Origin of the sequence: Emergencia timonensis (genome assembly GCF_900086585.1) — a bacterium.
Lineage (GTDB): Bacteria > Bacillota > Clostridia > Peptostreptococcales > Anaerovoracaceae > Senimuribacter > Senimuribacter timonensis.
Genome location: NZ_FLKM01000009.1, coordinates 1771497 through 1793102, shown reverse-complemented (window position 1 = coordinate 1793102; position 21606 = coordinate 1771497). Strand labels below are relative to the sequence as shown.

At 42.3% G+C, this 21606-nt stretch carries 20 protein-coding genes and 1 pseudogene; 20 read left to right on the top strand and 1 reads right to left on the bottom strand.

What is annotated here, in order from left to right; genetic code table 11:
• Nucleotides 1-13: 13 nt before the first annotated feature.
• The 4 genes from BN6539_RS19390 to rpmF all read left to right on the top strand — a co-directional run bounded on the left by BN6539_RS19390 (nt 14) and on the right by rpmF (nt 3697).
• The gene (locus tag BN6539_RS19390; protein WP_067542097.1) at nt 14-922 is read left to right on the top strand and encodes a hypothetical protein; all 909 of its coding nucleotides are present in this window, start codon (nt 14-16) and stop codon (nt 920-922) included.
• A gap of 7 nt (nt 923-929) precedes the next feature.
• Nucleotides 930-2045, top strand: a complete 1116-nt coding sequence (locus BN6539_RS19385) for a tRNA(Met) cytidine acetate ligase (RefSeq protein ID WP_074038143.1) — start codon at nt 930-932, stop codon at nt 2043-2045.
• A gap of 76 nt (nt 2046-2121) precedes the next feature.
• Nucleotides 2122-3324: an acetate/propionate family kinase gene (locus BN6539_RS19380; RefSeq protein ID WP_067542091.1), complete on the top strand. Its 1203-nt coding sequence runs from the start codon at nt 2122-2124 to the stop codon at nt 3322-3324.
• 184 nt (nt 3325-3508) lie between these two features.
• Complete coding sequence (gene rpmF / locus BN6539_RS19375) at nt 3509-3697, top strand: 50S ribosomal protein L32 (RefSeq protein WP_067542087.1); 189 nt, start codon at nt 3509-3511, stop codon at nt 3695-3697.
• Between the two features lie 136 nt (nt 3698-3833).
• Here rpmF and dapA read toward each other — a convergent pair whose 3' ends face one another.
• Nucleotides 3834-4715 (bottom strand): 4-hydroxy-tetrahydrodipicolinate synthase, encoded by an 882-nt coding sequence (gene dapA / locus BN6539_RS19370; RefSeq protein WP_067542084.1) that lies wholly within the window; start codon nt 4713-4715, stop codon nt 3834-3836.
• Between the two features lie 284 nt (nt 4716-4999).
• Between dapA and BN6539_RS19365 the strand changes: the two genes are divergently transcribed.
• From BN6539_RS19365 to BN6539_RS19290, 16 genes and pseudogenes are all read left to right on the top strand, one after another.
• Nucleotides 5000-6481 carry a sugar-transfer associated ATP-grasp domain-containing protein gene (locus BN6539_RS19365; RefSeq protein ID WP_067542081.1) on the top strand — a complete coding sequence of 494 codons (1482 nt, stop codon included), beginning with the start codon at nt 5000-5002 and terminating at the stop codon, nt 6479-6481.
• 138 nt (nt 6482-6619) lie between these two features.
• The gene (gene asd / locus BN6539_RS19360) at nt 6620-7714 is read left to right on the top strand and encodes an aspartate-semialdehyde dehydrogenase (RefSeq protein WP_067542078.1); all 1095 of its coding nucleotides are present in this window, start codon (nt 6620-6622) and stop codon (nt 7712-7714) included.
• Nucleotides 7715-7731: 17 nt separating this feature from the next.
• Nucleotides 7732-8571 (top strand): undecaprenyl-diphosphate phosphatase, encoded by an 840-nt coding sequence (locus BN6539_RS19355; protein WP_067542075.1) that lies wholly within the window; start codon nt 7732-7734, stop codon nt 8569-8571.
• A gap of 51 nt (nt 8572-8622) precedes the next feature.
• Entirely contained in the window at nt 8623-11166 is a 2544-nt protein-coding gene (locus tag BN6539_RS19350; protein WP_082907623.1) for an FtsK/SpoIIIE family DNA translocase, read from the top strand.
• Nucleotides 11167-11183: 17 nt separating this feature from the next.
• Complete coding sequence (gene rimO, locus BN6539_RS19345) at nt 11184-12494, top strand: 30S ribosomal protein S12 methylthiotransferase RimO (protein WP_067542072.1); 1311 nt, start codon at nt 11184-11186, stop codon at nt 12492-12494.
• Entirely contained in the window at nt 12495-13034 is a 540-nt protein-coding gene (gene pgsA / locus BN6539_RS22655) for a CDP-diacylglycerol--glycerol-3-phosphate 3-phosphatidyltransferase (RefSeq protein WP_067542069.1), read from the top strand.
• An 11-nt stretch (nt 13035-13045) separates the two neighbouring features.
• Nucleotides 13046-14290, top strand: a complete 1245-nt coding sequence (locus BN6539_RS19335; RefSeq protein ID WP_067542066.1) for a competence/damage-inducible protein A — start codon at nt 13046-13048, stop codon at nt 14288-14290.
• Nucleotides 14291-14419: 129 nt separating this feature from the next.
• Complete coding sequence (gene recA, locus BN6539_RS19330; protein ID WP_067542063.1) at nt 14420-15478, top strand: recombinase RecA; 1059 nt, start codon at nt 14420-14422, stop codon at nt 15476-15478.
• A gap of 27 nt (nt 15479-15505) precedes the next feature.
• A complete protein-coding gene (locus tag BN6539_RS19325) occupies nt 15506-16051 on the top strand; it encodes a nitroreductase family protein (protein ID WP_067542061.1) in 546 nt (181 codons plus the stop codon).
• Nucleotides 16052-16216: 165 nt separating this feature from the next.
• The gene (locus BN6539_RS19320) at nt 16217-17245 is read left to right on the top strand and encodes an SPFH domain-containing protein (protein WP_067542058.1); all 1029 of its coding nucleotides are present in this window, start codon (nt 16217-16219) and stop codon (nt 17243-17245) included.
• Between the two features lie 38 nt (nt 17246-17283).
• The gene (locus tag BN6539_RS19315) at nt 17284-17541 is read left to right on the top strand and encodes a hypothetical protein (protein WP_317870569.1); all 258 of its coding nucleotides are present in this window, start codon (nt 17284-17286) and stop codon (nt 17539-17541) included.
• A gap of 130 nt (nt 17542-17671) precedes the next feature.
• A complete protein-coding gene (locus BN6539_RS19310; protein WP_067542055.1) occupies nt 17672-18556 on the top strand; it encodes a hypothetical protein in 885 nt (294 codons plus the stop codon).
• Nucleotides 18557-18675: 119 nt separating this feature from the next.
• Nucleotides 18676-18981, top strand: a pseudogene (rplU, locus tag BN6539_RS23035) (50S ribosomal protein L21); the annotation flags it as partial.
• Between the two features lie 240 nt (nt 18982-19221).
• Nucleotides 19222-19482 (top strand): 50S ribosomal protein L27, encoded by a 261-nt coding sequence (gene rpmA / locus BN6539_RS19300; RefSeq protein WP_067542049.1) that lies wholly within the window; start codon nt 19222-19224, stop codon nt 19480-19482.
• A gap of 77 nt (nt 19483-19559) precedes the next feature.
• Nucleotides 19560-20852 carry a GTPase ObgE gene (obgE, locus tag BN6539_RS19295; RefSeq protein WP_067542047.1) on the top strand — a complete coding sequence of 431 codons (1293 nt, stop codon included), beginning with the start codon at nt 19560-19562 and terminating at the stop codon, nt 20850-20852.
• Nucleotides 20853-21034: 182 nt separating this feature from the next.
• Nucleotides 21035-21541, top strand: coding sequence for a M23 family metallopeptidase (locus tag BN6539_RS19290; protein WP_067542044.1), 507 nt, complete (start codon nt 21035-21037; stop codon nt 21539-21541).
• Nucleotides 21542-21606 lie beyond the last annotated feature (65 nt).

Sequence of the window (21606 nt, the reverse complement as noted above, 5' to 3'; positions counted from 1 at the left end):
AATAATCTCTACTATGGGTTTTAAATTTATTGGAAAAAACAAAATAGTAATCGGCGGAGCAATTCTCTGCTGTCTGATCATGGTGGTATTTCCGGAGGTCACGGCTACAGCATCTAAGGAGGCTATCAATCTGTGGCTGAATTCAATCGTACCGACACTGCTGCCATTTTTCATCGTGGCAAATTTCTTAAAAAAGACCGGTATCGTCAATAGAATCTCACCAAAGGTTTATCCCTTTGCCATGGCCCTTCTATCGGGTTATCCTATGGGAGCGAGAATTACTGGCGACTATTATCGAGACGGGATGATCGACAAAGAGCAGATGAAATGGATTCTCAGTTACAGCATGGTGACTGGGCCAGCCTTTTTGATTGGCGCTGTCGGCGTCGAGTTTTTAGGCTCCCACAAATTAGGTGTCATTCTGGCAGTGAGCCACTATGCAAGCGCTATCGTCAACTGTGTATTTTACGGATTAGGGACCGCTTCAAAAAAACCGCTGCGGAGCAACAACGTGGCGAGAAATGAAAGCTACTACAACATCTTGACCGACGCAATTGTCGACAGCTTCCACTCCATTGCAATTATCCTGGCATATATCGTCATGTTTATGATCGCCACGGATTTATTGCAGTTTTCAGGAATCTTCATGTTTATCAATAGTCCGGAAATCGTAGCAATCGTTAAAGGCGCTTTGGAGATGACAGTAGGTTGCAACAGCTTAATGGTATGTGGCTGCAGCGATACACTGCGGACGACTTTGGCATCTTTTATTATAACCTTTGGAGGACTATCTGTTGCTGGTCAATCTATGAGTATGCTTAGAAATTGTGATATCGGGTTTGGTCAAATCTGCAAGATGAAACTGTCGCAAGGAATCATCGGCGCAATCTTTGCTTTTTCAATCTGCAGTTTTGTGGTATGATAAACGCATGAAGAGTTTAGGAATCATAGCAGAATTTAACCCCTTTCATCAGGGGCATCAGTATTTAATAGAAGAAGCCATGAAGCAGACCGATTCTGAGGTCTGCGTCGTTGTGATGAGCGGCAATTTTATGCAGCGGGGAAGCTTTGCCGTCAGCGATAAGTGGATACGGGCGGAGGCCGCCGTCAAAAAGGGTGTAAATTTAGTCGTAGAGCTTCCCACTATTTTTGCATGTAATAGTGCTGAATATTTTGCGAAGGGCGGGGTTGAGGTCCTGGAAGGATTTGGATGTATCGATTACCTGGCCTTTGGCAGTGAAAATGGAAACTTAAGAAAACTGCAGTCTGCAGCAGACTTTTTAAAGGAGAATGATGAAGTTCTGCACTGCCAGATACAGGCTCTGATGAAACAGGGCAATTCTTATCCAAGGGCGCGACAGATTGCTGCGGAGGAATTACAGCCGGATTTTGATGCGAATCTGATCAGTGAGCCAAATAACATCTTAGCTCTCGAGTACCTGAAACAGCTGAAGACCTTGAAGCCCTTTACCGTCAAACGAAAGGGCAGCGGCTACCATCAGTCCGCCTCGATGATAAGAAAGGAATTGACGGCTGAAAATCCGCAGAAGTTTGCGGTGATGAACAAAACTTATTGGGAACTGGTGGCAGCGAAAATCTTGCAGACTGACAGCAAACGGTTGGAAGAAATCTTCTCTGCGGGGGAAGGTCTGGGAAATAAGCTGAAAAACGAAATCCGATATGCATCAACTGCTGAGCAGCTTATAGAAAGGATTAAGTCCAAGGCATATACTTATAGCCGCATCTGCAGATTACTGACCCAGGTTTTATTAGACATCGACAGAACGACAGTCACAAATGCCGCTGGATATATACGCATTTTGGCTTTCGATAATATCGGCGCTAAGTTCATCAAAGAAGTGAAGAAAAGAGACTGCGCTGCGCTGCCGATCATCACCAATATCAATAAAGAATTGCCGGATTACAAGGAGATACAGGCAACGTTAGAAAAGGATATTCTCGCTTCTGATCTGTATCATATCATCACAAAAAAAGACCTGTATGATTATTCAGATTTTGTTGTAAAACCATATATGAAACTGTAAATACCCCTTGATTAACCGATGTTTTGGGTGTATAATCTTATGGTCACTATACCAAATATTAACACGGAGGATTGGAATGAAAGTATTAGTAATAAATTGCGGCAGCTCTTCACTGAAATATCAGGTTCTGGATATGACCAATGAAATTCTGCTGGCAAAAGGATTAGTTGAAAGAATTGGAATGGATGGTTCTGTAATCACTCACGAGAAGATCGGAATGGACAAGATCAAAACAGAAGTTCCGATGAAGGACCACAAAGATGCAATCAAGCAGGTTTTGGATGCAGTTCAGAACGAAGAGTACGGCGTAGTCAAATCCATGGACGAAATCGGCGCAGTCGGACACAGGGTTGTACATGCCGGTGAAAAATTTGCAGAGTCTGTTTTGATTGACGATGCTGTTATCGCTGCATTAGAAGAATGCGTTGAATTGGCGCCGCTTCACAATCCGCCAAACCTATTGGGTATCGCAGCATGCAAAGATTTGATGCCGTTCACACCGATGGTAGCTGTATTTGACACGGCTTTTCATCAGACCATGCCGCCAGAAGCATACCTGTATGCGCTTCCTTACGAATATTACGAAAAGTATGGAATCAGAAAGTATGGATTCCACGGAACTTCACATAAATACGTTGCCCAGAGAGCAGGCGCAATGCTTAACGTAAATATTAACGATCTGAAGCTGATCACTTGCCATTTGGGCAACGGCGCGTCTGTTTCGGCAATTAAACACGGCAGATGTATCGACACATCTATGGGATTTACACCGCTGGAAGGTCTGGTAATGGGTACTCGCTGTGGCGATATTGACCCGGCTATTGTAACTTATATCAGAAGGAAAGAGAATCTGCCGCAGGGTGTCGCTAACGAAATTCTCAATAAGAAATCAGGCGTTCTGGGCATTTCCGGCGTATCCAGCGATTTCAGAGACCTAGAAGATGCAGTTGCGGAAGGAAACGAAAGAGCTGCGCTGGCACTTCGTATCTTTGCTAAGAAAGTTAGATTCTATATCGGTGCGTATATAGCAGAGATGAACGGCGTAGACGCCATCGTATTTACAGCAGGCGTCGGTGAAAACGATGTCAACATGAGAGAATTAATCTGTACCGATATCGGAAATCTGGGTATCAAGCTTGACCTGATCAAAAACAAGGTGAGAGGAAAAGAGACCATCGTATCCACAGAAGATTCAAAAGTAAAACTTCTCTTGATTCCGACTAACGAAGAACTGATGATTGCAAGAGACACATATAATATCGCAAAGAAAGTAAAATGATGTTGACATTCTAACGTTTTAAGTATATACTTTAGGAGTTGACGAAAAATATGTACGTTGAAATCCGGCCAAATGGAAAATTGGGGGATTTCCAGCATAAGTTCTGCCTTACATCTCGCGTTACCGCTTCTTGGGCAGAGTGTTATGCTTTTCATATAACCAAAAGCACGAGGAGGTGTAGACAATGGCAGTTCCAAAGAGGAAAACATCGAAAGCTAGAAGAGACAAGAGAAGATCCCCGAACATGAAAAAATCTTTACCAGGACTTTCAATTTGTCCACAGTGTCACGAGCCAAAACTTCCACACAGAGTATGCCCTAATTGCAACTATTATGACGGCAAGGAAGTTGTTGCTGAAGCTGTAGAAGCTTAAGATTATAGAAAAAAAGTACTTTTCCTGAGTGTGCGCACACTCAGGTTTTTTGTCGTTCTAAAATGAATGCTTACTGCACGGCCGGATGTTCGGCCGTGCAGGCAGTTCCTTGCAATTATAGACAAAGGGATTCTAGTTATACTCGAATTCCATATCTCAGCATTTCATCGTAGAGCCAGTAAAGCGTCTCGTTGGTTGGCTCACACATTGGCATGCGGTATTCTTTTTCGATATACCCCATCATATTCAGTGCTGCTTTGACCGGAATTGGATTGACTTCGCCAAAGACTGCTCGAATCAGAGGTACCATTTTCAGCTGCAGCTTCGCCGCAGATTTATATCTTCCTTTAAGAAAATCGGTGGTCATTTGATGGTAATCAGCTGGGATTATGTTAGCGACTGTTGAGATACATCCGACGCCTCCAATAGACATGATTGGAATTGTCTGATCGTCGTTGCCTGAATATATGTCAAAATCACGACTTGTCAGGGACGCGATACGGGCAATTTGTGAAATATCGCCGCTGGCCTCCTTGATCCCGATAATGTTAGGATGCTTGCTAAGCTCCTTTACTGTGTCCGGTTCTATATTTACGCCTGTTCTGCTCTTTACAGAGTAGAGAATGATGGGCAGGTCTGTATAGTCTGCAATCATATTATAATGACGTATTAAACCCTGCTGGGTGGCCTTGTTATAATATGGTGTCACAACGAGCAGACCGTCAGCGCCGGAATACTGGATTTCTTTAGAAAGATACATGGAATGAGATGTATCGTTGCTGCCAGCTCCGGCAATGACTGGAATACGCCTGTCAACTTTCTTTACGGTAAATTCAATAACAGAGAGTTTTTCTACGGCAGTGAGTGTCGATGCCTCGCCTGTAGTACCGCAGGAGATGATAGCGTCAGTACCGGACTCAACGTGCCATTCAATGAGTCTTTCTAACGCATCATAATCTATCCGTCCGTCCTTAAATGGTGTAACCAGGGCTACACCGGAACCTTTAAATAATGACATAGGCTGCTCCTTTCTTAAACTTTTTTTACTCTTTTCTTATAGTATTCATAAAGCAAATAATTTGTTAACTTTTGCTTACTTCGGTACAAGGTCAGAAGATCTGCTGTTTTCAAGATTAAGACTGCAAAATAATTTGATGTATTATAGTTCTCTAAGTGGGAATTAAATGAAAAAAGGATGAATCGTAAAATTTGTGTTAATTTTTTGTGATTTCTATTGATTATTTATAATGTAAATATACAATAAGGCTATACTAAGCAAGGATTCTAAAGAAAGGAAATAATATGGGACTATTTAAGAAAAGTAGAAACGTTATAAATACTTTAAACAATATAAAATTTTGCAATTACGAAGCAAGAAAGACGGACTTGCAACTAAAGAACCAAGAAACTGCAAGAGAAATCGCAAATAGAAAAAAGAGTGAGGATGAATATGCCCTTCCTGGCGATATAGATTTGACATCTGAACAGATAGCGGAAATAGATGAGTTTTGGCGTAAATATGAGTTTCTGGGAAAAATTGATTATAGGGCATTTAAGACGTATTATAATCGTTCAGGTGTTTTTGACCCCAGATATCTGCCTCAGTATATCTACTCTTATTTTTTACGTCCAAATACAGTTCCGGATCGTTATGCTATTCCATTTCAAATTAAAGCGTATTTACCGAGGCTGCTGAGCAATGCGAAACAACCGGAGATGATTATTAGAAAAATAGAGGGCATCTACTATAACAGTGAGTTTGAACATATTACCAAGAGTGAAGCTGTTCGGATTTGCCTGGACGTTTTACAAAGCGGTACAGAAATTGTTGTAAAATTAAGCGGACAAGGAGGCGGAAAGGGAGTAGTATTTCTCGCCAACGCAACGGAAAAAGAGCTGCGTAAACTGTTTAAGACTAAAAGTAAACTATCGGTGCAAAAGGCTATAAAACAACATCCGCAGATGGCTAAGCTTAACCCAAGCACAGTAAATACAGTTCGGCTGACTACTGTTTTGCATAAAGGAAAGTTTAGCGCAGCCGCTGCATTAATCAAGATTGGCAGCCCTAATGCTAGAGTGGATAACTACAAATACGGAGGATGCTTGCTGGGCGTTAACTTGGATGGTACGGTATTGCCTTGGGCATTGAATATTGACAGAGAAAGAATTACTGAACTTCCTTCGGGTATAAAATTAGGTGAGGGAGGATTTACCAAGGTTCCTTGCTTCAACAGTGTTTTAGAGATGGCGGAAAAAGCCCATTACTGTATTCCGAAAATCAAAGTTGTTTCATGGGATATTGCTGTCGACGATGAAAATGAGGCTGAAATCATTGAAGCTAATTTTTTTGGTGACTTAAGAATGCATCAGGTTTTGACCGGTCCAGTATTTGGGGATATGACAGAAATGCTTTTAGATAGCTATGTTCTTCCCAATTATTACAAACATGGAGTGACAAGAGATTTTGACTATAAAGAGTTTGTTAATCATATCGAAATTACAAAGTACGTTGGAAGTAAGAGGTCAGTAACTGTGCCAGGTGAAATAAATGGCAAACCGATAACGATAATTGGTGCCTATGCATTTGCCTACAATCAAAGTATTAAAACAGTTACACTGCCGGATACGGTGATAAGGTTACAAAAAGGTGCATTTGCGGGGTGCACTTCTTTGGAATTCTTGAAGCTAAACTTGGATGGTTTGAAAAGTGCCGGAAGAGAAGTAGTCAATTGGTGTAGTAAGTTGGACTCGGATACAAAAAAGGCGATAAGAGCGAAAAGTTAAATTAATTATTAGTATCTAAGGATGAAAAGGGAGGATTCTTCTTATTCGTCCTTTTTATGTGTTGAAAAATCAACGAATAAATGGTAAAATATAACGATATGATTTATTGTATAAATAAATAGATTAAAAGGAGACGTTATGAGACAGTTAGAGAAAAAATTAAGAGTTGGCATTTTGGGCGGTACTGGAATGGTTGGCCAGAGATTCATATCTCTTCTTGAAAACCATCCTTGGTTTGAGGTTGTTACAATCGCTGCAAGCGCAAGAAGCGCAGGCAAGACATACGAAGAAGCAGTGGGCGGAAGATGGAAGATGACCACTCCAATGCCGGAGGCTGTTAAGAACATAGAAGTAATGGACGTGAAAGATGTAGAAGCTGTCGCTTCGACTGTTGACTTTGTCTTCAGTGCGGTAGATATGTCAAAAGAAGAAATCAAAGCAATTGAAGAAGAGTATGCGAAGACTGAAACGCCAGTTGTTTCAAACAACAGCGCTCACAGATGGACGCCGGATGTACCGATGGTAGTGCCAGAAATCAACATTGACCACTTTGATGTGATTCAGTATCAGAAAGAGAGACTGGGGACGAAGAAGGGCTTTATCGCCGTAAAGCCGAATTGTTCTATTCAGGGTTATGTACCAGCATTGGCCGCATGGAAGGAGTTTGAACCTTACGAAGTCGTAGCCACGACTTATCAGGCAATTTCAGGTGCTGGAAAAACCTTTGCGGACTGGCCGGAAATGGTAGAAAACATCATTCCTTATATCGGGGGAGAAGAAGAAAAAAGCGAGCAGGAACCGCTTCGTATCTTAGGCCATTTAGAAGACGGCCAGATTGTAAAGGCGGAGGAACCTGTCATTACCTGTCAGTGTGTGAGAGTCCCTGTGCTGAACGGACATACTGCAGCTGTCTTTGTAAAGTTCAGAAAGAAACCGACTAAGGAACAGCTTATTGAAAAACTAAAGAACTTTAAAGGTTTCCCACAGGAAGCAGGACTGCCTAACGCACCAAAGCAGTTTATCAAGTACATGGAAGAAGACGATAGACCGCAGGTAAAATTAGATGTCGATTATGAAAATGGATTCGGTGTAACCATCGGCAGAGTGAGGGAAGATTCCATCTATGATTTCAAGTTTATCGGTCTTGCGCACAATACCGTCAGAGGCGCTGCCGGCGGAGCTGTTTTATGTGCGGAATCACTCGTTGAAAAAGGATACATAGAGAGTAAATAAAGTAGGGGGTAAAACGATTGGGTTATATTGAAGCGATTATTCTGGGATTGGTGCAGGGACTTGCAGAGTTCCTGCCGATCAGCAGCTCCGGCCATCTGGCGCTGCTGCAATATTTTTTTGACGTCGAGGGGGATAAGGTCCTGCTGTTCGCAGTTCTTCTCCATTTGGGAACTTTGATTTCCGTATTCATCATCTACTGGAAAGATATTTGTGAACTGCTTGTAGAACTGGTAATCACCATCAAGGATCTATGCACTGGTAAAGGACTGCGTCTCAACGAGAGGCCAGTGAGAAAACTGGGAATTATGATCATCGTGGCCACAATTCCGACAGCGATCATTGGTCTTCTGCTCAATGATTTCTTTGAAGGTCTTTACACGTCGTTAATTTCTATCGGCGTTGGTTTTCTCATTACCGGCTTTATCATGTTCTTGGCTGAGAAAATGAGTTCAGCTAATAAAGGGATTGAGAGGATGAACTTCAGAAATGCAGTCTTCGTCGGATTGCTGCAGGGAGTGGCTATTTATCCTGGTATTTCAAGGTCTGGTTCTACATTGGTAGGCGGTTTGATTACAGGACTGAAGCGTGAATTTGCAGTCAAATTTGCCTTTTTAATCTCTATTCCGTCAATTTTGGGTTCTGTAGTTCTGGAACTGCCAGATGCCATCAAAGCGGGAACGGATCCGGCCTTGATGGGGCCAATTGCCGCCGGTGTCGTAGTAGCAGCCATTTCAGGTTTTTTCGCTATCAAAACGATGATCAAAATCGTTTCAAATAAGAAACTAAGTTATTTCTCATACTATGTATGGGTGCTGGGAATTTTCACCGTTGTGTACGGTGTGTTCTTTGCAAAATAAAAGGTATTCCGTTTTAGAGGAATGCAATAAAAAGGGGGAACGAGAGACAAAGTGGCTCAAGCTAAGAAAAAACCTGGCAGACCGCCAGGGTCAAAAAACAAAAACAATACGAACAATAGCAAAGCCAAAGCAGAGATAAAAGAAATACAAGAGAAAAGAAAAGCAGACAAACGAGTAATCGATGAAATATGGGGTGTAATTTTTATAGCAATCGGTATCTTTCTTTTTGCCGCTGTACAGTTTAACGCGGCAGGAGAACTTGGCAATAGTATTGGAAATGCATTAAAAGGTGTCTTTGGAATGATCGGTCTATTGCTTCCATGGTACCTCATAGGTTTTGGAATTCTTCTTTTTGCAAATAAGACAGTGCATCTTTCAGGGAAATCCCTTGCACTGGTCTTTCTTGCGCTCTTAATGCTGTGTTTGTTAAATTCGGGCAGGTTTATCGACAGCAATAACCTGGTCTATACTTACAAGGCGTTTTACGAGAATGGCATTGAACTGGAAAGCGGTGGCGTCTTTGGCATGACCTTGGGCACATTCTTGATTAAGACGATTGGCAGAGTAGGACTGTATGTCTTTTCTGTCGTAGTCATCATCATATGTCTGCTGCTCGTCATCAACACGCCGTTCTCCCGGGGCATAGAAAAGATATCCAGCAGAGCTGAGGAACGGAGATCTATGCGAGAAAGTTATGCCCCCGAACCAGTTTATGAAGCGGAGCCGCACAGAGAAGAATCTTCACAGCTCAGTATGTTTTCTGGAAGGAAACACGATATTAAAATCATTACACCTTTTGATGATGAAGGCCCTTTGGGAAAGAATACAGATCGGCCTTCATCAAAGAATAAGAAGACGAATGTGCTGAAGTATATGAATGACGACAGTCTTTTCAATGGCGCTGATAAAAGCGAGAAAGAAAAAGTTGAGAAGGAAGATAAATCTCTCGGACTGGAAGGTAAAGTCAGTTATGGAGACGGTTTTGGTCTCGATGGGGAAGTGAAAAGCGAGTCGCCAGCGCAGGGGTTAGGTCTTGATAGCAGCGAAATCAGCGGTGTCGTTATGACGGAGCCTCCTGCGAAGCTATCTAAAAAGGAAGCCGAATCGATTACTTTGGCGCCGGGTGAGATCGCAATCACCAAAAAGGCAGGCAATTATAAAAAGCCGCCTATCAGCTTGCTCAATAAACCGCAGCCTAAAAACAAGGGCAACATCAACATCGACTTAAAGATGAAGGCGGCAAAGCTGGAAGAGACTCTTAAAAACTTCCATGTAGATGCGAGAGTTGTACAGGTAACCCAAGGTCCAGCGATAACCAGGTATGAAATTCAGCCTAACGTAGGCGTCAAAGTAAACAGCATCGTCAGGCTGGCAGATGATATCGCTTTGAATCTGGAGGCGAAGAGCATCCGAATTGAGGCGCCGATTCCAGGCAAAGCTGCAGTGGGAATCGAGGTTGAGAATGACAAGATCAACATGGTCACTCTGAGAGAGATTATCGACTCCAATGAGTTTAAAAGCGCCAGTTCCAAGATTACCTTTGCCGTCGGTAAGGACATTGCAGGCAAAGCGATCGTGGCAGATCTGAAAGGTATGCCCCATCTGCTGATTGCAGGTTCGACTGGTTCCGGCAAGAGTGTGTGCATCAACAGTATCATCAGCAGTATCTTGTATAAAGCGGACCCTGATGAGGTTAAACTAGTATTGATCGACCCTAAAGTGGTTGAACTGGGAAATTATAACGGCATTCCTCATCTGCTGATTCCAGTAGTGACAGAGCCTGCAAAGGCTGCCGCCGCACTGAACTGGGCAGTAGCTGAAATGACTGATAGATACAAGAAATTTGCAGAAAACCAAGTAAGAGATTTGGAAAGTTACAATGACACCATGCGCTTAGTGGGAGAGAGCGACCAAGTCCTGCCGCAGATTGTAATCATTATCGACGAATTGGCCGATTTGATGATGGCGGCGCCGTCTCAGGTAGAGGAATCAATCTGCCGTCTGGCACAGATGGCCAGAGCTGCGGGTATGCATCTGATTGTCGCAACGCAGAGACCTTCGGTAGACATAATCACTGGTGTAATCAAGGCAAATATCCCTTCCAGAATCGCATTTGCCGTGTCCTCCCAGTTTGACTCCAGAACCATTTTAGATATGTCTGGCGCAGAAAAATTGGTAGGAAAAGGCGACATGCTGTTTAATCCTCTGGGAATGGGCAAGCCTGTCAGGGTGCAGGGAACCTTTGTATCTGACAGTGAGGTACATAGCGTGATAGAACACGTCAAATCTCAAGTCGAGGAAGTAGAATATTCCGGAGATGTAATGAACACCATAGAAAAGGGAAATCTGCCTCAGTCAAAAGACGATGATGCAGACGAGCTCTTACAAGAGGCCATCGAATGCGTTGTTGCAGCAGGACAAGCATCGGTATCGATGCTGCAGAGAAGATTCCGCATCGGCTATAACAGGGCGGCAAGAATTGTAGATATGATGGAGGCTAGAGGTATTGTCAGTCCCCAGGATGGAAGCCGTCCTAGACAGGTTTTACTGTCAGAAGAAGAACTGGCTGAAATGAAAAGCGAAGTAAATGAATAATACGAAGTGGAGAATGGATGAAGGTATATATAGAGACTTTAGGCTGTCCAAAGAATTTTAATGATTCTCAAATGGCAGCAGGTATATTAGAAAAAAATAATCATATGATGGTGGAATCACCAGAGGCAGCAGATGCCATAATAGTAAATACCTGTGGGTTTATCAATGATGCGAAGACAGAATCTATCGATCGGATCTTTGAAATGGCGCAGTTTAAAGCAGAGGGCAAAAAATTGATTGTCTCAGGATGTCTTTCGCAGAGATATGCAGATGAACTCTTTGAGGAAATGCCGGAGGTAGATGCCTTTATCGGCGTCAATGAGTATGAACAGCTTCCCCAGTTATTAGATGATCTCAAAGAGAGGCAAATCATCAGAAACGGCTGTGATCTTGATATTCTGGAGAGTTCTGTCAGAAAACTGGATGAAAATCCTTATACGGCAACCATAAAAATTGCAGAAGGCTGCAACAATATCTGTGCTTACTGCATAATTCCTAAAATTAGGGGTAAATACAGAAGTAAACGAGAAGAAGATATCATCAGAGAGGCAGAAATGTTAGCAAAAGCTGGCTGTAAAGAATTGATTCTCATTGCCCAGGATGTGACATACTATGGGAAAGATCTGTATGGCGAATACAGATTGGCGCAACTGCTCAGAAAGCTCTGCAGGATCGAAGGCATCGTCTGGATCAGACTGATGTATTGTTATGAAGATAGAATCACCGACGAACTGATTGAGACCATTGCCAGCGAAGAGAAGATCTGCAATTATTTAGACATCCCGATTCAGCATGCCAGCAATCATGTGCTGAAAGCTATGAACAGACGATCTACAGCTGCATCCATTGATCAGACTGTCAAAAAGCTGAAAAAATCTATTCCCGATATTCATATCAGAACGACTTTAATCGTCGGGTTTCCTGGTGAAACAGAAGAGGACTATGAGGAGCTGATTGATTTTGTAGAACGCGAGCGTTTTGCAAGACTAGGTGTCTTTGCTTATTCACAGGAAGAAAATACTGCGGCAGGAGAGATGGAAAATCAAATTGACGAGGAGATCAAGGAACAGCGTTTGGACGGAATCATGAGACGTCAATTAGATATTTCTTTAGAGCTGAATAGAGAAAAAATTGGCAGCACATTGGAAGTTCTTGTAGAGGAAGAAGACGCAGTTGGCAGCTATATCGGAAGAACCAGATATGACGCACCTGAAATTGATAACTCGGTCATTTTTACTTCTGATCGTAAACATAGACCAGGAGACATTGTAATGGTTTTGATCGATGACGCTTTTGACTATGATCTAGTGGGACGGGAGGTTTCCTAAATGAATTTACCTAATAAATTGACAATCGCCAGAATCATATCGGTGCCGTTTTTTATAGCGGCTTATATGTTCGGCTATTATATTCTTGCTTTTGTATTGTTTATCGCAGCGTCTTTCACCGACATGCTGGACGGAAAAATTGCCAGGAAGTATAATTTGGTGACCAATTTTGGCAAGATCATGGATCCGCTTGCAGACAAGATTTTGGTGTATTCCGCCTTCTGTCTCATGGTGGAGGATGGAACAGTACCAGGCTGGATGCTCATCGTCATTCTGGCGAGGGAATTTGCCATTGCAGGTATGAGAACCGTGGCAGCATCTGATGGGACAGTCATCGCTGCAGGCATGAGCGGCAAAATTAAAACCGTATTGCAGATGATTGCAGTGCCTCTCTTGCTTTTGACGGCAGCCATTGATGATCTCGATGTTTTTTATTACATCAATTTGGCTGCGCAGATTTTCCTCTGGGCGTCGCTGATTATGACGGTGTATTCGGGCATCGAATACATAGCAAAGAATAAAAATGTCTTTGCTCAATAGGGGAGGTAAAGATGAAAACTGCAATTTTAAGTGTTGGAACAGAAGTTTTATTTGGACAGATAATAAATACGAATACCGTCTATTTATCCCAGCAACTCAATTTGCTGGGGTTTGACGTTATGTATCATTATACGGTAGGTGATAATTCGTGCAGACTGTCTGAGATGATAGAATTGGCTTTCCGCGACTGTGATTTCATCATCACCACAGGCGGACTTGGACCGACAGAGGACGATTTGACGAAAGAGACAGTCTGTGAGACGCTCCATGATCAATTGGTCATGCATGAGCCTAGTCTCCAGGCCCTTCATGAAATAGCAAAAAAACGCGGCAGAACGATGACCAAAAACAACTATAAACAAGCGATGATGCCTTCAAGGGCTGTGGTCTTTGATAACGATGCGGGCAGTGCGCCAGGCTTTGCACTCTCTGAGGGTGGAAAGACTGTTGTCTGCATGCCGGGACCGCCGAGGGAGATGACCAGGATGTGGCAGCGGAGTGTACGGCCTTATCTTGAAAAATTACAGACGTCAGTCATTTTTTATAAGACGCTGCGTCTCTTTGGCATTGGAGAGTCCTCACTGGAGACGGAACTTTTGGATTTGATCGATGCACAGTCGGATCCGACCATTGCTACCTATGCAAAAGAAGGCGAGTGCAGCCTGCGTATCGCATCAAAGCGGGGAAGCCTGGAAGAAGCACAGTCCGCGGTAGATGAGGTGATAGAGAAGATATCTGACCGCGTGGGCGAATACATCTACAGCTATGATGATGAGGAATTGGCCCAGGTTGTCGGCAAAAAATTAATCGATAGAAATATTACCATCTCTGCCTGCGAATCCTGCACTGGCGGATTATTTGCCGGCGCATTGACAAGTGTTTCAGGTATCTCCCAGGTGTTTGACCGCAGCCTCGTAACCTACACTTATAACGCAAAGATGCAAGAATTGGGTGTAAAAGAAGAAACCCTGTCAAAATACACGGCAGAAAGCAGTCAGGTAGCATCAGAAATGGTCTGCGGACTGAAAGAGAAAACGGGAAGCCGAATTTGTGTTTCTGTAACAGGCCTTACGGGACCGGGAGGCGGTACGCCTGAAAAACCGGTAGGACTGATATACATCGGTTGTATTTTTGACGACAGATTGGAAGTAAAAGAAATCAGAATGAGAAATGTGAATCGAGAATGGAATAGGCATTATGCGGTGCTGCATATGCTGGATATCGTCAACAAAATGTTAGCACAAAAGAGTGTTTGACAGATTATGGAAAGCGAGATATAATACAATTAATTCCATTTATTTACATTCGCAATAAATGACTTGACCTTTTATAGGATATAAGGTATGATTGAACGAGAACAGATGTTCGCATTTCGGAGGTGGAAAATGAGTACAGCAAAAGACGAAAGAGAAAAGGCCCTAGAGGCCGCAATGGCCCAGATCCAGAAACAGTTTGGCAAAGGCGCCATCATGAAACTGGGCGAAGGGGCTGCTCAGATGAATATAGAGACAGTTTCAACAGGTTCAATCAGTTTGGATCTGGCTACAGGTGTTGGCGGCGTACCAAAGGGGAGGATCGTAGAGATTTACGGTCCAGAATCTTCAGGTAAGACCACATTGACATTACATATTGTTGCAGAAGCACAGAAAAAGGGAGGTAAGGCTGCCTTTATCGACGCAGAACATGCCCTTGATCCTGTCTATGCCAGAAATCTGGGAGTACAGGTTGATGACCTCTTGGTTTCTCAGCCGGATACAGGGGAACAGGCGCTGGAGATTTGTGATATGTTGGCGAGGAGTGCTGCGCTGGATGTCATTGTCATCGACTCTGTTGCAGCTTTGGTACCAAAGGCGGAAATTCAAGGTGAGATGGGAGATTCCCACGTCGGTCTTCAGGCGAGATTGATGTCACAGGCACTGAGAAAGATTGCCGGCACTGTGAACAAATCCAATACCTGTGTGATTTTTATTAACCAGTTGCGTGAGAAAATCGGTGTTATGTTCGGCAACCCAGAGACGACGACTGGCGGACGTGCCCTCAAGTTCTACTCTTCTATGCGTCTTGACGTCAGAAGAATTGAGACCATCAAGAGCGGTGATCAGATGCTGGGCAACAGAACCAGGGTCAAGGTTGTGAAGAACAAAGTGGCACCCCCATTTAAGCAGGCTGAGTTTGATATCATGTATGGACAGGGCATTTCCAAGGCCGGAGATGTGTTAGACTGTGCCGTAGAGGAAAAAATTGTTGAAAAAGCTGGCTCCTGGTATAGTTATGCTGGAGAAAGGATTGGACAAGGCCGTGAAAACGTAAAGAAATGGCTGGAGGAAAATCCTAGTATTCTCGATAAGATTGAAGGACAGTTGTTAGAGACGCTGAAACCAGAAGAAGTTCCAGAACAGGACGTTGATTTACAAGTCGATGAAGACGGTGTAGTCATCGAATAAATGCTTACATAAATTTAGGAGAAATCAATGGAAACAATCAAATGTATCACAGAGAGAAGAAGTATCAGAAAGTTTAGAGGAGAAAAAGTAGGACGTGATGTCATCAAGACAATCGTATCTGCAGCAGCCTTTGCGCCGTCGTGGAAGAATACACAGATTACGAGATATATTGTGGTTGAAAATGAGAACGTAAAAAAGAAGATTGCAGAGGAATGTGTTCTGGGATTTACTTTTAACGCTAAAACCATTGCCGGTGCTCCACAGCTGGTAGCTGTGACTTATGTTGCAGGACGCTCTGGATTTGAAAAAGACGGAAGCTATTCCACTTCTAAAGAAGATAGATGGGAGCACTTTGACGCTGGTATTGCCACACAGACCTTCTGTCTGGCCGCCTGTGAAAAGGGGGTAGGGACTGTTATTTTAGGAATCTTTGACGAAGAGAAAGTTGCTCGTGCTATTTCGTTGCCAGAGGGGCAAAAAGTTGCAGCATTGATTGCAATGGGTTATCCAGAGGGAGAATCTCCGGCAGTCCCGAGAAGAAAAGAAGCGGAGGAACTGGTCAGTTTTATTTAAGCTGTCAGATTATCAGCCGCTAGAAATACTGTTTATGATAGGAACAGAGTATACATTTGTATATTCTGTTTTTCTTTTTACCAACCCTTGACAATCATATTGTAATGTGATACTATTTTGCTATCATATTAATATCGAATTAGAGAAAGAAATGAGGAGACTATCATGGAAACGAAACAGATCACACAAAAGGAAATAAGACCGGTTAACGGAATATTGATGCTGATATTAATTACAATTGGTATTGTTGCCGCCATCGCACTGATCGTCCTAGGCGCATTTTTCTTAAATGACGGATCGACAGTTGCAGGTGTAGCGATGCTAGTTGTGGGAATTCTTGGCACAATTATCTGTCCGGTATTGTATGCAGGTCTCAAGGTGGTAGGACCTAATGAGGCATTGGTATTGACACTGTTTGGAAATTATTACGGAACAATTTTAAAGCAGGGATTCTATTATGTAAATCCATTTGCAACATACAATAATCCAGCCTATATGAACGCTTTGGAAAAAGCCAAAGCCGCAGCGGCATCTGTGGAGACGGAGAAGGGGCGCAGAGGAAGTTCGGGTTCAGTTAAGGTCAATGCGAAAAAGACCATTTCATTGAAAGATACAACGCTGAATAATGGCATTCAGAAAGTCAATGATGTCATGGGAAATCCGGTTATCATCGGCGCAGTCGTAATCTGGAAGGTTATCGATCCGACAAAAGCCGTATTCAACGTGGAAGACTACACCGAATTTCTCTCGATTCAGACCGATTCAACGATTAGAAATATTTCTAGGATGTATCCATATGACTTATTGCAGACTGAGGAACACGAAAACTCTACAGAAAAAACCTTAAGAGGCAGTGCCCAGGAAATCGCGGACAACATGAAGACAGAACTGAGCAAAAAAGTAGAGTTTGCTGGATTAGAAATTCAGGAAGTTAGGATTACACACCTGTCATATGCAGAAGAAATTGCAGCTGCTATGCTTCGCAGACAGCAGGCAGAAGCAGTCATCGCTGCCAGGGCAAAAATCGTTGACGGTGCTGTCAGCATGGTGAAGATGGCTATCGATAAATTAGGGGAAGAGGAAGTCGTCATACTTGATGAAGAACGAAAGGCTGCTATGGTATCCAATCTTATGGTAGTTCTCTGTTCAGAGAAAGATACCCAGCCTATCGTCAACAGCGGCAGCATCTACTAAGTTCAAAGGGAACAGGGGATTAGAAAGCGGAGGGATTCATGGATAAAGATAAAAGTATAGAGGATAAAGAGCGAGAACTCACGCTACGGCTGCAAAAACTGCAGCAAATGGAGAAAGAGATTAAGGAAAAGGAAAAATCCATCAAACAGAATGAAAAGGCTAAGAAACAAGTCATTTTGAGAATCGCTCCCTCTCTGTGGGAAGAGATATCCAGGTGGGCAGATGAAGATTTCCGTTCCATCAACAGTCAAATTGAATATCTTTTGACGGAGTCTGTTAGAGCAAGAAAAAAATAGGGGATGATTGAAAAAAGCAGATATGCAGCCATGTTTAGGCAACTCGGCTGCAAGTTGCTTTTTTCTATGTTAAATTGATAATAAACTGTGTTAAAATGAAAAGCAGGATAAAATTGGAGGTGAATGTTGAATGCAGGTTTTAGCCTTTGTGATATTCTTGTTTATTGCTTTTACAGCAGGCATAGTAATTGTTATCAGATCATTTTTCTTACTTGTAAAAGAGTATAAGGAAAAAAAGCTTGATAGGGTTTTGAAAAAAGGTGTAGCCACTATTCTGATTGGTATAATATTGACTTTATTACCTACGGCTTCGTTTCTTTTAATTCGATATAGTAACAGTATTGGAGAACGAAATTATGTGGATACAGGAACACTTATCGTTTGGGATCCAGGACAAACTTCCTTTCATTATAAGGGAGAAAAATATGAAGAAATAAATTTGAATTTAGGAAATAAAGATACAGTTTATTGGAAAGAGTCATTTCAGGCTGATAGGAAAATTATCTTTAACATTATGTCGGAAATCAGTTTGATAGACAGGATCTTTAATGTAAATGAAAAAGAGAATGTTTATCTGGTAACAAATAGCACTGGCTTCCCGATTTATAGCAGTTATAATTTGTTTACGTCAGAAAAATATCGTTTAAAAGTAGAAGCCTACTACAACGATTTGAACCATTATGATTTTTGGCTATTACCTGATGGTGATGAGAATAATCGAAACATAAGCATAAATCGAAGCGAATATGGGCAATTGCTAACAATAGCTAATCGTAAAAAAACAAAGAAAATAAATTTGAAGAACAGCAGTGAAAGTTTTGAATTGTACTCTATAAGCAAAGATAAAGTCATCGAGATAAGTGGTCCATGCCTTATAAAGTATGGTGATAAATGGTATATGGAGGGGATGACGACTGATTTTGATGACGATGATTTAGATCTTCTTACCAGCGTAATTGAACTGCCCAATCATATAACTGAAAAATTAAACAAAAGACACGGTAAAACCATTTGACAATACTCGTCCGATGTGCTAAACTAATTGAGTTAGACCGCTCGGAAAAGGTTTTAGAAAGCGTTTGTACATACGCTACCTGAAAAGGCGAGACTGGATAGAGGAGGTAAGAATAGAATATGTACGCAGTAATTGAAACAGGCGGAAAGCAGTACAGAGTACAGGAAGGCGACGTTTTAACAATTGAAAAGTTAAATGTCGGCGCTGGAGAAAAAGTAGAATTCGACAAAGTACTGGTTTTAGCTAAAGAAGGAGACCTTAAGGTAGGTGCACCTTACGTGGAGGGAGCCAAAGTATTTGGCGAAGTTGTAGAGAACGGCAAAGGACAGAAAGTTATCATCTACAAGTACAAATCTAAGAAGGACTACAGAAAGAAACAGGGTCACAGACAGCCATATACAATGGTTAAGATTGAATCATTAGACGGTTCAGCTCCTAAAGCAGCTCCTGTCAAGGAAGAAGCTAAAGTGGAAGCAACTGAAGAACCGAAAGCTGATAAGAAAATTTCAGCATCTATGAAAAAAGACGAATTAATTGCTTTTGCCAATGAACATGGTATTGAAGTAGATGAAAAGGCAACAAAAGCTGTCATCATCGAAACAATTGAAGCAGCATTAAAATAATTCCCTTATAGAGCCACGAAATAACAAGGAGGTGTCTGGTCTATGGCAAGTAAAAAAGGAGTAGGTAGCTCTAAGAACGGTCGTGATTCCGAGTCCAAACGTTTAGGCGTGAAGAGAGGAGACGGTCAGTTTGTTAGTGCTGGCAGCATTTTGGTTAGACAGAGAGGTACAAAATTCCATCCAGGTAATAATGTAGGCATCGGCGGAGATGATACATTATTTGCTAAGATTGAAGGTAATGTTAAATTCGAAAGAAAAGACAAGACTAGAAAACAGGTTAGCGTTTATCCAAAAGAAGCATAAAAACTTTGAGCCCCTAAATTTTTTAGGGGCTTTTCTGTTAGTTATTGCACATACTAAAAACGTAAGGAGGTTCTGACATGTTTGTAGATAGAGCCAAAATATATATAAAATCAGGCAAAGGCGGAAACGGATGTGTTTCCTTTAGAAGAGAACCTTTTGTACCGGAAGGCGGTCCCGACGGCGGCGATGGCGGAAAAGGCGGAGACGTTGTTTTTCAGGCAGATAGAAACTTGAGAACTTTGATGGACTTCAGGTATAAGAGAAAGTACGAAGCCGAAAACGGACAGGACGGCATGAAGAAAAAACGCTTTGGAAAAAATGGTGAGAATTTAGTCATCAAAGTGCCTATGGGGACTGTAGTCATAGATGAAGAAACTGGTCTAGTTATGAAGGATCTTACGGAAGACGGCGAAGCTTTTGTTGCGGCAAAGGGCGGTAAAGGCGGTAAAGGCAATACGAACTTTAAGAATTCTGTGAGACAAGCGCCAAACTTTGCAGAGGCCGGCGGTTTTGCAAAAGAGAGAAGTATCATTTTAGAAATGAAGATGATAGCGGATGTGGGACTAGTGGGATTCCCGAATGTGGGTAAGTCTAGCCTTTTAGCTACCGCTACCAGTGCACAGCCGAAAATTGAGAACTATCATTTCACTACCATTGCACCCAATTTAGGTGTGGTACAGATCTTTGACACCAGTTTCGTCATGGCAGATATTGCAGGCATCATTGAAGGCGCTCATAAAGGGTTAGGACTGGGATTAAAGTTTTTGAAGCATATTGAAAGAACGAAGATATTGATACATGTCGTAGACGTTTCAGGCAGTGAAGGCCGGGATCCGATTGACGACTTTGAAAAGATCAACAATGAACTGCGCGAATACAGCGAACGAGTGGCCAAGAAACCGATGCTGGTGGCAGCCAATAAGATGGACATGATTGATGAAGACAATCCTAAATATATTGAATTTAAGGAGTACGTCGAAGGAAAAGGCTATCAGGTCTTTCCAATTTCTGCGCCGATTAATTTAGGGGTCCATGAATTGATGGCAGCTGCGGCTGCAGAGCTGCAGAAAGCGGCGCTGAATCCTGAACAAGAAGAGGAATATGAATATTTTGATTTTGATGTGGACGATAAGGATCCGGATTTTAAGGAAATCTATGCATCAAAAAAAGGTGATGTTTACGTACTCACAGGGAAACAACTGCAGAAGATCTTCGACTCCACGAACTTTAATGATATGGGTTCTTTGAGATATCTTTATAAGTATGTCGAGAAAAAAGGCGCCATTGAGAAACTATTGGAAATGGGTCTTCAAGAAGGCGATACGATCAAAATTTTCGATTATGAATTTGAATACTGGGACGAATATTAATCGATAAATTCGATTCAGTAAATCACCATAGCTCTTTGAACAGAATGTCATACGACAAACTCAAGCCGAAGCATAGCTTCGGGGAGTTCCAGCATAAATTCTGTCTGGCAAATCGCCATAGCTCTTTGGACAGAATGTCATAATTTACACCTCTATATAATACTTTATATAGAGGTGATTTTATGAATAAGAATAAATTGTACTGGCAGATTGCTGTTTGCATGGTAATCTCAACAGTGGCAGTCTGTGGCGGAAATATTAAAAATGAAACTTTTGCAAAATATTTTGACCAGGCAAAGGCACAGGTTATGTACCAGATGAATTTGGAAGATGTAAAAGCTGCTGGAAAAGAATTGTCTACAGCGCTGGCGGATGCACCGGCAAAGGTCGTCTCTGCAGTAGCTGATGTCAACTCCTCTTCTAAATATGGCGAGCCGATGGACGAAAAATCCGACTCAGAAATTAAACAGGTACATGCAGTGGCTGGCGGCATGGTACTGAGCTCAGGAAGAGATGCCAAACTGGGATTGTATGTGAAAATTAAACACGAAGACGCCATATCTGTTTATGGCAATCTTTCTGACATCAGCGTGTTTGAATCAGAGAGAGTGCAGCGAGGCGAAATCATTGGCAGCTTTGATACAAATTCTGGCAAGGAATTTTATTATGACCTTCAAGAGAATATGTGATATAATGAACGCACGATCTTACGGCGTTGCCGCAAGGAAGCGTTCATTGAATCACAAATTTCGAT

Excerpts from the sequence above, each read along its gene's own strand:
- BN6539_RS19390 (WP_067542097.1), top strand. The coding sequence starts at position 14 with ATGGGTTTTAAATTTATTGGAAAAAACAAAATAGTAATCGGCGGAGCA.
- rpmF (WP_067542087.1), top strand. The coding sequence starts at position 3,509 with ATGGCAGTTCCAAAGAGGAAAACATCGAAAGCTAGAAGAGACAAGAGA.
- BN6539_RS19315 (WP_317870569.1), top strand. The coding sequence starts at position 17,284 with ATGGATAAAGATAAAAGTATAGAGGATAAAGAGCGAGAACTCACGCTA.
- rpmA (WP_067542049.1), top strand. The coding sequence starts at position 19,222 with ATGGCAAGTAAAAAAGGAGTAGGTAGCTCTAAGAACGGTCGTGATTCC.
- BN6539_RS19385 (WP_074038143.1), top strand. The coding sequence starts at position 930 with ATGAAGAGTTTAGGAATCATAGCAGAATTTAACCCCTTTCATCAGGGG.
- recA (WP_067542063.1), top strand. The coding sequence starts at position 14,420 with ATGAGTACAGCAAAAGACGAAAGAGAAAAGGCCCTAGAGGCCGCAATG.
- pgsA (WP_067542069.1), top strand. The coding sequence starts at position 12,495 with ATGAATTTACCTAATAAATTGACAATCGCCAGAATCATATCGGTGCCG.
- BN6539_RS19325 (WP_067542061.1), top strand. The coding sequence starts at position 15,506 with ATGGAAACAATCAAATGTATCACAGAGAGAAGAAGTATCAGAAAGTTT.
- BN6539_RS19320 (WP_067542058.1), top strand. The coding sequence starts at position 16,217 with ATGGAAACGAAACAGATCACACAAAAGGAAATAAGACCGGTTAACGGA.
- rimO (WP_067542072.1), top strand. The coding sequence starts at position 11,184 with ATGAAGGTATATATAGAGACTTTAGGCTGTCCAAAGAATTTTAATGAT.
- BN6539_RS19335 (WP_067542066.1), top strand. The coding sequence starts at position 13,046 with ATGAAAACTGCAATTTTAAGTGTTGGAACAGAAGTTTTATTTGGACAG.
- BN6539_RS19310 (WP_067542055.1), top strand. The coding sequence starts at position 17,672 with ATGCAGGTTTTAGCCTTTGTGATATTCTTGTTTATTGCTTTTACAGCA.
- dapA (WP_067542084.1), bottom strand. The coding sequence starts at position 4,715 with ATGTCATTATTTAAAGGTTCCGGTGTAGCCCTGGTTACACCATTTAAG.
- BN6539_RS19365 (WP_067542081.1), top strand. The coding sequence starts at position 5,000 with ATGGGACTATTTAAGAAAAGTAGAAACGTTATAAATACTTTAAACAAT.
- BN6539_RS19380 (WP_067542091.1), top strand. The coding sequence starts at position 2,122 with ATGAAAGTATTAGTAATAAATTGCGGCAGCTCTTCACTGAAATATCAG.
- obgE (WP_067542047.1), top strand. The coding sequence starts at position 19,560 with ATGTTTGTAGATAGAGCCAAAATATATATAAAATCAGGCAAAGGCGGA.
- BN6539_RS19290 (WP_067542044.1), top strand. The coding sequence starts at position 21,035 with ATGAATAAGAATAAATTGTACTGGCAGATTGCTGTTTGCATGGTAATC.
- asd (WP_067542078.1), top strand. The coding sequence starts at position 6,620 with ATGAGACAGTTAGAGAAAAAATTAAGAGTTGGCATTTTGGGCGGTACT.